This is a genomic window from Thermosporothrix hazakensis, from assembly GCF_003253565.1.
GTDB lineage: Bacteria > Chloroflexota > Ktedonobacteria > Ktedonobacterales > Ktedonobacteraceae > Thermosporothrix > Thermosporothrix hazakensis.
Genome location: NZ_QKUF01000009.1, coordinates 96,984 through 111,214, shown reverse-complemented (window position 1 = coordinate 111,214; position 14,231 = coordinate 96,984). Strand labels below are relative to the sequence as shown.

Annotated in this window: 11 protein-coding genes; 7 read left to right on the top strand and 4 right to left on the bottom strand. The window is 53.9% G+C overall.

All coding sequences use genetic code 11. The features are described 5' to 3' along the window. Positions 1 to 55 precede the first annotated feature (55 nt). Entirely contained in the window at positions 56 to 757 is a 702-nt protein-coding gene (locus EI42_RS14735; RefSeq protein ID WP_111323290.1) for a response regulator transcription factor, read from the top strand. Next, the gene (locus EI42_RS14730) at positions 750 to 2,303 is read left to right on the top strand and encodes a sensor histidine kinase (protein WP_170142635.1); all 1,554 of its coding nucleotides are present in this window, start codon (positions 750 to 752) and stop codon (positions 2,301 to 2,303) included. Before EI42_RS14735 ends, EI42_RS14730 begins: the two co-directional genes overlap by 8 nt. Before the next feature lie 50 nt (positions 2,304 to 2,353). On the opposite strand, the gene EI42_RS14725 is transcribed toward EI42_RS14730, so the two are convergent. The 3 genes from EI42_RS14725 to EI42_RS14715 all read right to left on the bottom strand — a co-directional run bounded on the left by EI42_RS14725 (position 2,354) and on the right by EI42_RS14715 (position 4,975). Continuing rightward, a complete protein-coding gene (locus tag EI42_RS14725; protein ID WP_111323286.1) occupies positions 2,354 to 3,172 on the bottom strand; it encodes an AAC(3) family N-acetyltransferase in 819 nt (272 codons plus the stop codon). Positions 3,173 to 3,372: 200 nt separating this feature from the next. Beyond that, positions 3,373 to 4,200 carry an AfsR/SARP family transcriptional regulator gene (locus EI42_RS14720; RefSeq protein WP_211326178.1) on the bottom strand — a complete coding sequence of 276 codons (828 nt, stop codon included), beginning with the start codon at positions 4,198 to 4,200 and terminating at the stop codon, positions 3,373 to 3,375. A 298-nt stretch (positions 4,201 to 4,498) separates the two neighbouring features. Continuing rightward, positions 4,499 to 4,975: an SRPBCC family protein gene (locus EI42_RS14715; protein WP_111323282.1), complete on the bottom strand. Its 477-nt coding sequence runs from the start codon at positions 4,973 to 4,975 to the stop codon at positions 4,499 to 4,501. A gap of 365 nt (positions 4,976 to 5,340) precedes the next feature. Here EI42_RS14715 and EI42_RS14710 point away from each other — a divergent pair, with 365 nt between their 5' ends. Together EI42_RS14710 and EI42_RS14705 are read left to right on the top strand one after the other, a co-directional pair. Next, positions 5,341 to 6,495 (top strand): acyl-CoA dehydrogenase family protein, encoded by a 1,155-nt coding sequence (locus EI42_RS14710; RefSeq protein ID WP_170142633.1) that lies wholly within the window; start codon positions 5,341 to 5,343, stop codon positions 6,493 to 6,495. Between the two features lie 260 nt (positions 6,496 to 6,755). After that, positions 6,756 to 7,271, top strand: coding sequence for a hypothetical protein (locus EI42_RS14705; protein WP_111323278.1), 516 nt, complete (start codon positions 6,756 to 6,758; stop codon positions 7,269 to 7,271). Positions 7,272 to 7,315: 44 nt separating this feature from the next. Here EI42_RS14705 and EI42_RS14700 read toward each other — a convergent pair whose 3' ends face one another. Then, positions 7,316 to 8,521 (bottom strand): MFS transporter, encoded by a 1,206-nt coding sequence (locus EI42_RS14700; RefSeq protein ID WP_170142632.1) that lies wholly within the window; start codon positions 8,519 to 8,521, stop codon positions 7,316 to 7,318. A 611-nt stretch (positions 8,522 to 9,132) separates the two neighbouring features. Between EI42_RS14700 and EI42_RS33275 the strand changes: the two genes are divergently transcribed. From EI42_RS33275 to cax, 3 genes are all read left to right on the top strand, one after another. Further along, positions 9,133 to 9,291, top strand: coding sequence for a hypothetical protein (locus EI42_RS33275; RefSeq protein ID WP_211326177.1), 159 nt, complete (start codon positions 9,133 to 9,135; stop codon positions 9,289 to 9,291). 170 nt (positions 9,292 to 9,461) lie between these two features. Further along, positions 9,462 to 12,608, top strand: a complete 3,147-nt coding sequence (locus tag EI42_RS14695; protein ID WP_111323274.1) for a transglycosylase domain-containing protein — start codon at positions 9,462 to 9,464, stop codon at positions 12,606 to 12,608. 340 nt (positions 12,609 to 12,948) lie between these two features. Further along, positions 12,949 to 14,100, top strand: a complete 1,152-nt coding sequence (cax, locus tag EI42_RS14690) for a calcium/proton exchanger (RefSeq protein ID WP_170142631.1) — start codon at positions 12,949 to 12,951, stop codon at positions 14,098 to 14,100. The last annotated feature ends 131 nt before the right edge of the window (positions 14,101 to 14,231 follow it).

Below are 14,231 nucleotides of genomic sequence, written 5' to 3'. Positions count from 1 at the left end.
GTCAGAATAATACGGGATACTATGGTATGGTGATTCTGGCAAAAGGAGAGAACTCATGCGTATTCTGCTGGTCGAAGATAATTACCAGCTTCATCAGCTCTTAAAAAAGAGCTTACAAAACGAGGGCTACGCTGTGGATGACGCGTTCGACGGGCTTGCGGGCCTGGAATATGCGGAAATCGGGCCATATGACGCTATCATCCTGGACATTCTGCTCCCCAACAAAGATGGTCTGAGCATCTGCCGCACGCTTCGCAGTCAGGGAAAACGAACGCCGATTCTGATGCTTACTGCCCGTGATGCCGTCTCTGATCGCGTGAAGGGACTGGATAGCGGGGCTGATGACTATCTGGTAAAACCGTTCGACATGAGCGAGCTTCTAGCGCGGCTTCGGGCGCTCTTGCGTCGCGATGCTCCTGATAAAAGCGGCGTGCTGCGTGTGGGTGACCTGATCGCTGATCCTGCCACCCACTATGTTGAGCGCGAAGGCTGCCCCATCGTCCTCTCAACGCGTGGCTTTTCGCTGCTCGAATACTTCATGCGACACCCAAATCAAGTGCTAACGCGTGAAATGGTCTCTGAGCACCTTTGGAGCTACGATGTGATAGGAACGCTCAATGCCGTTGATGTTGCAGTACGCCGCTTACGCCGTCAGATCGATGAGCCTTTCACTTTCAAAATGCTGGAAACCGTTCGCGGCGCGGGTTATCGCTTACGCGCCCCCGACTTTGGAAAGGAATCAACAAAGCATGGATGATGCAAAAATTTACGAGCCAGCAAGCAACCGACCTCTCACACGGCTATTCAGCTTTCTCACAAGCATTCGCTTTCGGCTGGTGCTCTGGTATGTTGGCATAACCGCTATCCTGCTCGTCATCTCGGGCGGGCTACTGTACTATACCCTTGCGCAGACGCTCTATCAGCGGGACGAGGCCCAATTTTCCAGCCAGGTTATGCAGCTCGGGAATACAGTACAGAACTGGTACCAGGTCACTGTTCAAGAGGGGAAAAATGGGAATGAGGAAACAGATGTGCAATTAAGCAGAATACAACAAGACCAGATATTCGAGATAGCACAAAAGGATCTTCCTCAGGACGCAGGGGTTGCTATTTACGATCAAAACGGGAATCTCGTCACCTCATATGGGGCGGTTCTGGGCATATCACTGGAGCCACTGAATCACATGGTCAGTAGCTATAGCTGTCAAACCGAACCCAAACAGCCTGAGATACAGGTCTGCAAGATGCAGCTTCTCACGGCTCAGGGACTGCCTGCCGGGTCTCTCGTAGTGGGACGTCAGATTGACTCACAGGTCATTCTCCAGCGCGTCCTGCTGAACCTTTCGCTTGTTATTCCCTTTATTCTCATTATTCTCGCCATTGGTGGCTATTGGATCGCGAGTCGGGCAATGCGGCCTGTTCATATAATTACCAGCACTGCCCGCCAGATCGGAAAAACAGATCTCAGCCGCCGCCTCAACCTGAAGAAGCGCGACGAACTGGGTGAACTGGCAGCGACCTTTGACAGCATGCTCAATCGGCTGGAAAAGCTTTTCGAGCATCAGAGGCGCTTTACTGCCGATGCCAGTCACGAGCTCCGTACCCCTTTAACGATCATGAATGTAGCAGTTAATCAGGCGCTCACGGGGCAGCGCAAGCCCGATACCTATGAGGAAGCTCTTTCACAAATCGAGCGTTATGAAAGCGCATTACAAACGGTACGCGCCGAGAACGAGCATATCAGCCGCCTCGTCAATGATCTGCTGCTGCTGGCACGCGCTGAAACAGGACAGGCCCTGCTTGAAAAGACGCGGGTCGATCTCAGTGAAGTCGTGCTTGATGTGGTCGAGCGTCTCGCACCCCTTGCCCAGGAAAAGGGCTTACACCTCTCGCTTGGAGAATTGCCCGAAGTACCAGTGACCGGCGATCGCACGTACCTTGTCTCGATGCTGCAAAATCTGGTCGAGAACGCGATCAAGTACAGTGCCGGGAAAGGGTCAGAAGTGCACATTGAATGTGGAACAGGCAAGAAAGACGGCTGGTGCTGGCTCCGCGTTGAAGATGATGGGCCTGGCATCGCTTCGGAACACCTCTCGCACCTGTTTGAACGCTTCTATCGCATCACGGTGAAGCGAGCAGACACCGAGCAACCGGAGGAGGCACCACGTGGTAGCGGCCTGGGTCTGGCTATCGTGCAATGGGTTGTGAAAGCGCATGGGGGGCGCATTCTGTTGGACAGCGTTGAGGGCAAAGGCTCACGCTTCGAGATCTGGCTACCTCTGCGCCGCAGCGACCAAGACTAGCTATCACCTTTTCTGCTGGAAGAGAGGGAAGTTGTTTCCCCTCTTCCTTTTTAGCTATCATGCCTTCTACGCTCTGTAAACCATTCTACCGTGAAATCGACCAGAGGGCGCATCGGTATCAGTTTCGTTTCTGCAAGGCCAATATGCCCTGTGATAACCAGATTCGTATGCTGCTCAAAGTCAGCACCGATTAGTGGAAAAATATCCGAATCAACCTCAATATCCTGATACACCTTCCAGACGCGTTCACCATTCTCATAGAGCGCCGCACCCTGCTGAACAGGTACCTGTCCGGGCGCTCGATGCTCCGCCAGATGCATCGACGTATTGCTATCATACCCGACGCCTAGCAGCAAAATCCAGCCATCCAGCTCGTAGAGCCGAGCCAGCGGTGACCCTTCGCCAAATGGGTAATCGAGCGAGTGAGAACCGACCAGCGCTTGCGCGTGCTTGCCCCAGGCGGCAAAAGAGACGGCAGGGTGAGAGCTACGCATGACGCCAGGAAAAGTCCGAAAAGCCTCAACAATAGCACCCATCGAACGTGTTGGTGTGATACGAGGATCATATGCAGGCATTGTATCACGAATAATTTGCCACCATTCGCGTGGAACAGGTGGATTGCTCCAGTTCGACGGCTCACTATTTCCTGCACTCTGGGTCGGCATCATCAGGGTACCATCGGGGGTAAGAGCGTCCATGAGAGCCTGCACGACAGTGATAGGACCACCACACACCCAACCAAGCGAGCTCAGCGAGGAATGGGTAATGATCGTCATGCCCGGCTTCACACCGAGCGCGCGAAATTCCCGGGTAAGGCGGGCCCGTGTCAGGGGGGAGGGGGTTCGCTCAACCAGATCTTTTTCTGACATACACTCTTCTATCCTTTATAGCTCTACATATATGTATCATTTCTTCGCTTTTTCAAGGAAAGGCAAACACAGAAGATTTCCCTATTATATCCATTCTTGCATGTTTTCGCAATGAAGGACTTCCAAAAATGATAAAACCAGGCGCTATTCATACGTGAAAAGCGCGCTCGTCTCTCACTCACGGTGAGAAGTGAGTATAGCTAGAGCTCTTCATTTTGCAGGGAACAGGGCTCAACTCCCAGTTCAGCTTTAAAAAAGTGACGGAAGCCGTGCAGCGTCCGAGAGGCGGCGGAATAATTCCCCTGAAGTCGATAAATACTGAGCAGCTTTTTGATTGCAGGTTCATGCAAGGGGTCAATCGCGAGGATCTGATAGGCATACTCGGCGGCATCATCCAGCTCGCGCTTCTCCATTGAGATGTCAATAAGGCGTGTGAGCATCTGAAGGTGTAGCCGCTCGTACTGGCTTCGGAAGGGGATCAGGTGCTCTTCATAAATATCTTCGGGCAAGAAGCCACGTTCAAAATAACTGACCAGCTTTCGATAGAGGAAAGCTGCCCGGTTGCTATTGCCATCGCGTTCCTGCTCTTTCGCCTCATCGAGCAGGCGCTGCACTTCCCAGACATCGCACCACCAGGAGGCGTCACGGCGAAAGAGATAGAAATTATTCGCCAGCCGACAGATATACTGTGACTCCTGACCGCGATCAATACAGGGTTCAAGCAGATAACGCAAATAGTGGATATTCACCCTGAGATTTCGGTGTGCAGCCTCGGCAGGGGTATCGGGCCAGAACAGTTCAACCAGATAATCGGAGGAAAAAGGCCGATCGGGATGCAGTAGAAACCACTTTAAGAGCGAACGAATCTTGTTGCGCCGCCAGATAGGGCCTTCCACAACCCTGTTCTGTTGAATCAGTCGAAAAGGACCGAAGAAATACGCCCGAAACGCCGCCTGCTGTTCCTGTCTTTGTGCTAATAGAACCGCCAGTAAAGCCGGTTCAGTGGTTGCCTCCTCAAACATGCTCATCCTATCCTTTCTTCCACGTTTCTCCAGAGGCCAGCCAGTATCCGGCATGGGTTTGCCTCAAGCAAGCCAACAAAGACATTATACACTTCACAGGATAAAGCGACAAATAGGGACATGTGCCTCTATCTTTAGAGTGGAATTTGCGGCCCGCTCATCGAGATTTCTTCCAGCAAAAAGAAGAGAAGGCCGGAGCTCACCCGACCTTCCCCCACGCTACATTACATCCATGCTCAAAACAAGGTCATTCGCACAAGTTCATCATATCGCGCAGCGTACAGGACTGAAATACAGCAGGTTTTTAAAACAGCCGCTCCTGAACAGCAGAAGTCCACAGCCGCTCCACTCTTTCTTTCATCACAGCTTGTTGCTGTCTGGCTTGCTCGCTAAAATAATTGACTGCCTTTTCATCGGATATGGGCGCACACTCCTGTAACGAGAACTCCTGCTCCCAGGTCATCACAGTGCTGTGCTCCTCAATGGGGTCATACCACCAGCGTATAACCAGACGTGCAAGCGGCTCATCAGAAGAGAGCAGCTCCGCAACGGTCAGACGGCGTTCCTGGCTGATATGGCGCACCATCTCCCGGCTACACTGCTTTCCCTGCTCATCAGGATGAGTTGTCAGGCGAAACGTGACCGTATCAGGCCCCTCATCGAGCACCGTACAGCTCTCATACTCACAAAAGAGGGTCGGCCAGGTGCGCACATTGCTGGTCAGACGAAAGACATCATCAAGAGGCGCGGCGATTACAATAGCGTTCCGAAGATATCCCATAACTGCATTCTCCTCTGGATCGTGATAGTATTTCTCGGCCAGGATTGCTTGATCATACGAATAATTCTCTGTCCTTCACTTACAATGGAAATGATACGCCGTTATAGTTCCTTCAGAGTTCTCAACTTGAAACTCTCAGGAAACTTTCCCTCTGGATACTGGAACGGAAAAGGCTTCACAGGCCCTTACACGATCCTGTACACTGATTCTTACAGAGATGTGTACACAGTCCGGTACACTGCTTCTTACAGTGAGGCTGACACGAGCGATTACACACTATCCGGCGTGTCAGCATGAATGGCGATCCGGGAGCTTTGCAAGCCAGCAGAGAGGCACAACCTGACACAGGTGATACAGCAAAAGATATGACAGAGGCAATAGATCAAGAAATAACCGATATAGTGAAGGGCGTTCAAGCGCTGCTTCCCATAATACAGGCGCATCGAGAGCAATCAGAGCAACAACGGAAACTGGCGCAAGAAATCGTGCAGGCTTTTCTTGAAAGCAGGCTGGTTCGGCTGCTCATGCCCGCTCAGTGGGGTGGACACGAGCTCTCGTTAGACGCGCTTGCCGCGACCATGACCGAGCTTGCGCGTGCAGACGCCTCAGCCGGATGGTGCTGTTCGCTCTACTGCATCCATAGTTGCTTGCTTGCTCTATTTCCGCAACAGGCGCAGCGCGATGTATGGGAAGCGCAACCCGATACCCTGCTTGCGGCCTCATTCGCCCCTCATGGCACGGCACGTCAGGTGAAAGGAGGCTACCAGATCAGTGGCGCGTGGCCGTGGGCAAGCGGCGTCGACTATTGCTCATGGGCGATACTCAACGCGGCTCTCGGGCAGGATCACCCCCAGGGCAGCGCGTTTTTTCTGGTTCCCCGCCACGATTTTCTGATAGAAGATACCTGGCATGTCTGCGGCTTAAGCGGCTCGGGAAGCAAAACAATCGTTCTACATGAGGCTTTTGTCCCCGAATACCGCCAGCTTCCATACACCGATTTCCTGAGCACTCACACGCCTGGTTCACAACTCTACACTGCTCCACTCTATCACCTGCCGCACTCGATCGCCTTTCCCATCGCACTGATCGCGCCAATTCTGGGAGCAACTACGGGAGCCTATGAGCAGTGGCGTGAGGCGCTTGAAGAAGGTCAGACGCTGTTCACACGACAACGCGTCGCCAACCTGACCCATGTTCAGATTCGCGTGGCGGAGATCAGCGTGCAGCTCGATAGCGCCCGGCTCCTGCTACAGCGTGGCCTCGACACCATTCGCACAGGCGGCCCATTCTCCTCGCACCAGATTGCCCGTCAGCAACGGGACTACGCCTGGATTGCACATCTCTGTCGACAGACAGTGGAACAAATGTACATCACCAGTGGAGGCAGCGCGATTTTTACCAGCAATCCATTACAGAGATACTGGCGCGATGTCCACGCGATGACGGCTCACGCTGTGCTGAACTTCGAGACCGCAGGAACCCGCTTCGGTCATCTGGAGCTGGACCCCATGCTGCATTAATCCTCACATATCACCCCGCAAGGATCCCCCGTCACAAAAGCATGGGGCTCCCGAGTTTTCTCAGATGGAGAAAACTCACAGCACCCTATATTTTTGCGCAATTCTATGGTATACTCCCAACAATCCAGAACAAGGCAGAGAGGTATAGAGAAGAAGCGCAATTCCCAAGAGAATGAACAAATACAAACGACAGTGCCACGCGTATAGATAGAGATATTCCAGTATTACCGCAATGGTAAGTGGAAAGGAGCAGAGAGCGCATGTCGCGAGAACTTTCTTCACCTCCCCGGATGGTTACCAGACCTCTCACCAGAACCCTGCTGACAGGCGGGATTGACGCGCTTTTCGTCCTCTTTCTTGCCTTTACTCCGCCCGCGCTGGCAGCGCCTTCATCGGCTGGACCCGGCACACCCTTCCTTCAACTTGTGCTGTTACTTATCGCGATCCTGGCAGCCGGCCTCAGTGCACTCTTCTGGCGGCTCCTGGTCGTGCGACGTGAGCACTACACGCTGAAACACTTTCTCATCGCCAGCCTGCTGACCGTCGTCCTGTTCTTTCCGCTTGCCTGGGCAATCCGCCTCTACGGTGAATTCCTGTTCCACGGCTCGGTGACAGGCATAGGCGTGCTACAACCTACCAAGCTTGCAGGCATCACGGGAGAACTGCTGACGCTCACCTTACTCTCCTATTGCACTTCGGGCCTCTTTATGCTGATGTTCAGTACAGCGGCGAAGATGGTACTGACGAAGCTGCTCCCTGATGAACGCTATTCCTGAAATGGACGGCAGAAAGGAAGCTTCCCTTCTGCCATCCAGAACGCCTACAAGCGAGCGCGGCGCATATGCGGACTCAGGGTAAACAGACTTGCGACCAGAATCAATATCAGCCAACCAAGCAGCACTGTCGACGTCGCACCCAGACGCTCCAGCAACAGACCCGTCAGCAATTGACCAAGCGGATTCGTCAGGCTGGTAAAAATTCGGCAGGCGCTGATGACGCGGCCCCGCAATTCATCGGGAATGACACGCATGCGATAGCTAAAGTAGGGCACATCTTCCAGCGGATCAACCAGCCCGATCAGCCCATTCACCAGCCCAAGCATCCAGCCACTCCCGCCAAGCAGACTAAGAGGCCAGAACAGCACAAAGCACCAGCGCACCAGAATCACCGACCAGCCAACCGGAAGCCGCAAGAATGGCGCGATCAATGCGCCGGCAATCGCGCCCAATCCATCAGCCGCGAAAATCAGCCCGACCCAGACATCAGGAACGTGATAGCTCTTCGCAAGCACCATCAGGATCAACACCTCTCCGGGCAAGACCAACGCAGCCAGCACACTGCACAGGTTCATCGTCCGCAGCACCGGCTCCTTCCACATCCATACCATGCCCTCCATAATCTCAAGAAGAAGATGCTGCCGCTTCTGGGGCGCTCTGGCAGGTAATTTCACCTGAAAAAGGGTAAACAGCGATACCAGATAGGATATGGCATCAAACAGGAACGGCAACAGGTGTGAGGCCGCATAGAGCACTCCGGCAAGCGAGGGACCGACCAGCCCGGTGATGCTCTCTGTGACCTCTTCCTGCGCCTGTGCGGCTCCAAGCTGTGTTTTCTGTACAAGAGCGGGCAAGCTGGATACATGCGCAATGCTGAAGAAAACAAGCAGTATGCCCTCCAGCAACGCACTCAACGCAAGCAGCCAGATCGATATCAGGCCAGAGAAGAGCATACCCAGGAGCATAAGCAGGTTCAACAAGCGCCCAAGATCACACCAGATCATCACGGCTTTGCGATTCCAGCGGTCAACCAGCGCCCCGGCTATCAGGTACAACAGATTTGGCAGTGTACGCATCATTCCAACGATGCCAGCCGCCGCCGGAGAGTGGGTCAGCGAGAGGACCAGCCAGGGAAAGGCGATCTGCGAGATGTTCCCACCAATACTTGAGACAGCCTGCCCAAACCAGAACACCACATAGGTGCGATTTCGCCAGAGGGCAGGGATAGATTGTCCTTCTTTCTCTTCCACGGGAAAGAGTCCTTTCATTCAAAAAGGCGCGGGAGAGAACAGACAGCACCACATCGCGCAAAATAGCAGAAAAAGAGCACAGAGCGCACGGGTAAGCGGTGGAGTTCTCACCCGGCGCGGATCGAAAAGAGGAGCAGGATGCAACGTCCCGAAGCAATGCTGCTCGGGCTTTCAAACAGGATGCACCCTGTCAGGCCGACGTAAACCCTGGTGCCGGGCTTACGCGGCGGAGGTGTTTGTCTTGTGATTGCGGTTCCGGTGAATCAGCCAATCAGGCCGAAGTAGAATGGAGTTCATAAGTATGAGTATACGCAAAAACGAGAGCGCCGTCAACTGATGCTCCATCCTTTTTAAGAATCAGTTTGACGAATGAAAGCACTCAATTTTACCTACCCAAAAGGCACAGAACACGCCATATCGTACCACTACTTCGTTTTATTGAATGGATGGGTTCAAGTCAGAGATCCCTGAGAGCGATACAGGAACCGATACTCTTGTGTTCTGCAAGTACCAGATACACTGGTATCAAAAGCAACATATTGTATACTCATAGCATACAGACCTGCACCTTGAGAAACGTTCGCAGGAACCCCTACGGAAAGGCTTGCATCATGCTCAACAATTCTATACGATTGGTCTGTCCCCGGGCGCAGCACCACATCGGACATATGATCGGCAAAACAGCTTTGTGGGCTTCTTCGGGCAAGAAGTCACAGGCTAAATTGGTGACTCCGGTTAACTTTATTGCTCTATTCCGTCTGATGATGTGAGGGTACATTGGTCGTCTGCCTGTGTTGAGGCAGAGCAGGCAAGTCGGGGCTCCTTCAATGAGGAAAAAATCACAAAAGCAGGATATACAGCTAAAAAATGGAAAATCTGATTGTACATACATGTTTCAGCACGCAAAAAACCACTCATTGCAAAAGAATGAGGGGACATTATGAGCAATAATTGGAGCCAACCAGGATTCTCAAATAACGACCAGCAGGGGCCACAGAACAAGCCTCGAACTGGTCTTCTCAGTAGTTACCGTCAGCAGCAAAATGGCGCGGGCCAACCACCTTCAGCACCCGGCATTGGGCCTAATCCGCCGTCGCCAGTGCCACCGGGCTCAAGCTGGCCAGGGCAGCCGGGCGGGCCTATGCCACCCAAAACGCCAACAAAATCGCTGTTAAGTGGTGCCTGGAACCAGCCACAGCCGGGGTTCGCGCCCCCTTCTCAACAGCCGACACAGCAGCCGGGGTTCGCGCCCCCTTCTCAGCAGCCGACACAGCAACCAGGGTTCGCGCCCCCTTCTCAGCAGCCGGGGTTCTCCCAACCAGCACAACAGCAGTACGGCTGGATGGCAAACGCCCAGCAAACACCCACAAGCCCGCCTCCGGTGCAGCCCGGGCCCGACATCAACAAGCGGAAGCCTGGCAACAAAGGGAGCAAGAAAACCAAAAAGCGTGGCTGGATCGGGAAACGCTGGGATAGCTGGAGTCAGAAACACCCGAAAGGCGCAAAAGCGGCCCGCTGGACCTCGCTTGCGCTCTTAATCGCAATACTGATATCAACAATAACCGGTGGCGTACTTGGTTTTCAGTATTTTCAGCAGCAGTCAGACCGTCTTGATAGTCTGGCAAATAAGAATATCCAGCAAAATACGCGTATCTATGACCGATATGGAAATCTGGTCGCTGAGGTCTACGACTCTCAATCCGAGGGCGCGGGACGGCGCATTCCCGTCTCTTATCAGGACATACCGCGTGTGCTGGTCGATGCACAGACAGCCGTCGAGGATGCTTCTTTCTGGGACAATGCAGGCTTCGATCCGATCGGCATTGTACGCGCCGCGATTACCCGTACGGGCGGCGGCAGTACGCTGACCCAGCAGGTGATCAAGAACCTGAGCGGTGACGATAGCCATACGCTGACCCGTAAAGCGACCGAGGCAATTCTTGCTTACAGCCTGACACAGAAATATCCCAAGTGGAAGATTCTTGAAATGTACTTCAATGTCGCAGGCTATGGAGCGCAAAACCTCGGAGTCGAATCGGCCGTCGAGAATTACTTTCATCTCAAGCAAGAATGCGACAAAAACTTTAAGTGTAAGCCTGGCATCTCCAAGCTTGAATATAACGACAAAGGCCAGAAGGACCCGCTTCTCGGGCTGGCTCGTGCCTCGCTGCTTGCCGGTCTTCCTCAGAACCCGGTCATCTTAGATCCGACCCGTGGTCAGAAGAGCAAGGCCGCAGCGCTGGAGCGCCAGAAAATCGTGCTTCAGCGAATGATCGATACAAAGGTCAACGTTGAGGGCCTGGGAGTGGTGACACCTGAGCTCGCGAAGAAAGCCAGTGATCTCACGGCCAAAATGGACTTCACACCCTATCGGACGATTAAAAAAGCGCCCCACTTTGTCGACTGGATTCAGACCCAGATGGAACAGATTCTCGGCAATGGAGACATCCAGCTCGGGCACCGCCTCTTCCTGACAGGCGGCTTCAACATCCATACGACAATTGATATGTCGCTCCAGGAGTTCGTTGAAAACGCCGTTGAGCGCCATCTGTACAAAGCGGAGATACAGCCCTTCAGTAACGGTCTGTTTGCCGTAGCAAAGGACCAATATAACCTGAACTCGTCGGCTGTGGTGGTACTGAACGCCAAAACGGGCGAGGTGCTCGCAATGAACGGGAGCCCCGACTATTACAGCACTGATGCCAAAGTAGGCGGTCAGTATAACATCGCGGCTGCTGGAAGCGGGCGACAGGTCGGTTCAACGATCAAACCGCTGATCTATGCCACCGCCTTTATGATGGGCATGTCCCCGGCGACGGTCCTGCCCGACTATCAAACGTTCTTCCCGAACGGCTTGCCCGCAGGAACGCCCGCGCCGACCAGTCCCGAGGATCAGTCAGGTATGTATCACCCGACCGACTACGGTGCGAAATACAATGACCAGCAGTCGTCCATTCGTCTCGCAACGGCAAACTCGTTCAACGTCCCTGCCGTGAAAGCGCTGGCCTATGTGGGCGTGGACAACTTTATCAACATCTCGAAGAAGCTCGGCCTGACCACGCTCAACAAAGACGCCAAGCTGACGCAGGCACTTGGTACCACCAACGGAACGCCGCTCCAGATGGCAAGCGCCTATCAGACCTTTGCCAATGAAGGCGTGCGCATTCCGCCCACCGGTGTCCTGGACGTCTGGGACAACTACGGTCATCAGCTCTATCATTATGATGTCGCGAAAGCCAAGCATATTCGCGTCTTCTCACCTGAGATCTCATACCTGATGACCTCGGTCCTTACCGATCAGAAAGCTCGTCACTTCGAGTTTGGAGATGAAACGACGCTCTCGTTCTGGGACTGGGACGGTGAGTGTTCCAATCTGGAATGGGAATGGAGCAACGGCGTGCTACCGCGCTGTCAGCATGAGGTTGCGGCCAAAACCGGTACAACCGACGACTTTAAAGATAACTGGACGGTCGGTTACACGCCGAACGCCGTGGTGAGTGTCTGGTCCGGTAACGCAAACGGCGAACCGATGAGCGGTGGTGAAAACGGTGGACCAACCGGTATCACCGGTGCAGGCCCGATCTGGAACAGCGTCATGGAATATGTTTCCGGTCGCTCCTGCGATGATATTAATCAGAAGTTCACCGGGGACAAGATCAAGTGTCCCACCAAGCCGTTCGATCCGAAAGCAGCCGGGCTCTCGCAGCAGACCCACTTCAATAAACCGGCAAAAGTGGTGCAGACCTGCACCTATTCACCGGTTGATGGCCTGCTTGCCAAAAACGGCGAACAGAGCGTCTGTGACTATTCTATCCAGGGTCTGGAACCACAGACAACCGGCGTCGTTCCGCCTAAAATCACGGTTACCGACGATAACAACAAGGGTGACAAGGGCGACGATGACGATGACAAGGATAAAGGCGGCGACAAGGGCGATCCAACCCCGACACCGTCTGTCACAGCAACAACGGAGCCTTCACCAACGGCAACGGAGACGACCACACCGGATCCAAGCCCGACGGTAACAATCCCTCCATCGCCGACGGTAACCTTGCCACCTTCGCTTGATGGAAACAAACAACACTGACAGCACTGAGGGAGCAGGTTTCTTGCCTGCTCCTCTCTTTTCCCTCTCACAAAGCCCTCTTGCTTCTCTCCTCATATACCGTTATACTGCACCATATATCAGGTTTTCTTCGGGAGCGCAAAAAGCCATTTGATGATGATACGCCCTTTGCGTTCTGTAAGAGGGAACAATCTATCAGGTGAAAGGGGAAACGTGGACACAGCCGCAACCTTCGCGCATACAATGCTCCCTTCCTTCCACGGGGAGCATCATTGTATCTTCCTCTTTTCGCCTCTCTCTGCCATTCAGGTAGAGCTGTTTCCATTTTTCGATATTCTTTGTTGAAATGTTAGGAGACGATATGCAGCGTTGGCTTTATCTGCTCATTCTTGCCGCACCGGCAGCCGTTATCGCCGAATTCCTCCACGCATCGCCTCTTGTTGTCTTTCTGCTGGCCGCTCTGGGCTTGATCCCGCTGGCTGGCTTGATTGGCTTATGCACGGAAGCCCTGGCCGAGCGCCTGGGACAGAGCATCGGAGGCTTACTGAATGCCACTTTTGGTAACGCCGCTGAAATCATCATAGGACTGGTCGCACTCACCGCCGGACTCCCTGAAGTGGTGCGTGCCTCTATTGCCGGTTCCATTATCGGAAACGCGCTCCTTGTGCAGGGGCTTTCCATGTTCTATGGGGGGTGGAAATATCGCAAACAGCGCTTTAACTCGCGCGTCGCCGGTCAGTACGCCGCGATGCTTGCTCTGGCCGTCATCGGTATGGCGATCCCCTCACTGCTTGCTGTTGTCGGCGAAGGCATGCGCCCCGGAGATGTCATCGTCCGGGGGAACCAGCTTCATCAAATCAGCATCGGAGTTGCAATCATTCTGCTCCTCTGTTACGTCGCCTACATCGCCTACTCGGTCTTCGGCCTTCGCGCGCATCCTCGCGACGTGCAGCCGGTTACCGCTCACGAGGCCGAGGCAGAACCAGAGCAGCACACAGAGGCCAGCAAACCCGCTACAGGCGTGTTCGCGAAATTTGGCACGTTATGGAAGGGCACGCTCTGGCTTCCCATCCTTGTGCTTGCGCTGGCAACCGCCGTCACTGCATGGATGAGTGAAGTGCTGGTTGGCACGATTGAGCCGCTGACCCATCAGATCGGGCTGAATCCGTTCTTTGTCGGTCTGATCATCATCCCGCTGGTCGGCAACGCCGCGGAGCACTTCACCGCTGTGACCTCCGCCGGACGTAACCATATGGAGATCTCGCTTGCTATTACCGCTGGTTCGTCCATTCAGATCGCGCTGCTGGCCGCGCCAATTCTGGTGCTGGTTGGTGCGATCATCGGCGTTCCTCTGGATCTCAACTTCACCCTGTTGGAAGTCGCGCTGTTCGGGCTGGTGGCCGGATTGCACGCGATTATCAGTCTTGACGGTGAATCGACATGGCTTGAAGGATTGCTGCTCTTTGCCTTCTATCTGATACTGGCTGTCAGCACCTTCTTCACTCCGGTCTAAGGCCCTCGCACGCTTCTTCGGCCTGAGATCAGCGGAACAGGCAGGTCTCAGGCTGACTGACAAAGCAGACGCCTGTTGGCTCATAAAAAAAAGCCAGGAGCCCAAAAGCCCCTGACTTTTTGCGATGTTCT

Coding starts and splice junctions, on each gene's coding strand:
- EI42_RS14735 (WP_111323290.1), top strand. CDS start 56: ATGCGTATTCTGCTGGTCGAAGATAATTACCAGCTTCATCAGCTCTTA.
- EI42_RS14710 (WP_170142633.1), top strand. CDS start 5,341: ATGACAGAGGCAATAGATCAAGAAATAACCGATATAGTGAAGGGCGTT.
- EI42_RS14720 (WP_211326178.1), bottom strand. CDS start 4,200: ATGAGCATGTTTGAGGAGGCAACCACTGAACCGGCTTTACTGGCGGTT.
- EI42_RS14715 (WP_111323282.1), bottom strand. CDS start 4,975: ATGGGATATCTTCGGAACGCTATTGTAATCGCCGCGCCTCTTGATGAT.
- EI42_RS14725 (WP_111323286.1), bottom strand. CDS start 3,172: ATGTCAGAAAAAGATCTGGTTGAGCGAACCCCCTCCCCCCTGACACGG.
- cax (WP_170142631.1), top strand. CDS start 12,949: ATGCAGCGTTGGCTTTATCTGCTCATTCTTGCCGCACCGGCAGCCGTT.
- EI42_RS14730 (WP_170142635.1), top strand. CDS start 750: ATGGATGATGCAAAAATTTACGAGCCAGCAAGCAACCGACCTCTCACA.
- EI42_RS33275 (WP_211326177.1), top strand. CDS start 9,133: ATGCTCAACAATTCTATACGATTGGTCTGTCCCCGGGCGCAGCACCAC.
- EI42_RS14705 (WP_111323278.1), top strand. CDS start 6,756: ATGTCGCGAGAACTTTCTTCACCTCCCCGGATGGTTACCAGACCTCTC.
- EI42_RS14695 (WP_111323274.1), top strand. CDS start 9,462: ATGAGCAATAATTGGAGCCAACCAGGATTCTCAAATAACGACCAGCAG.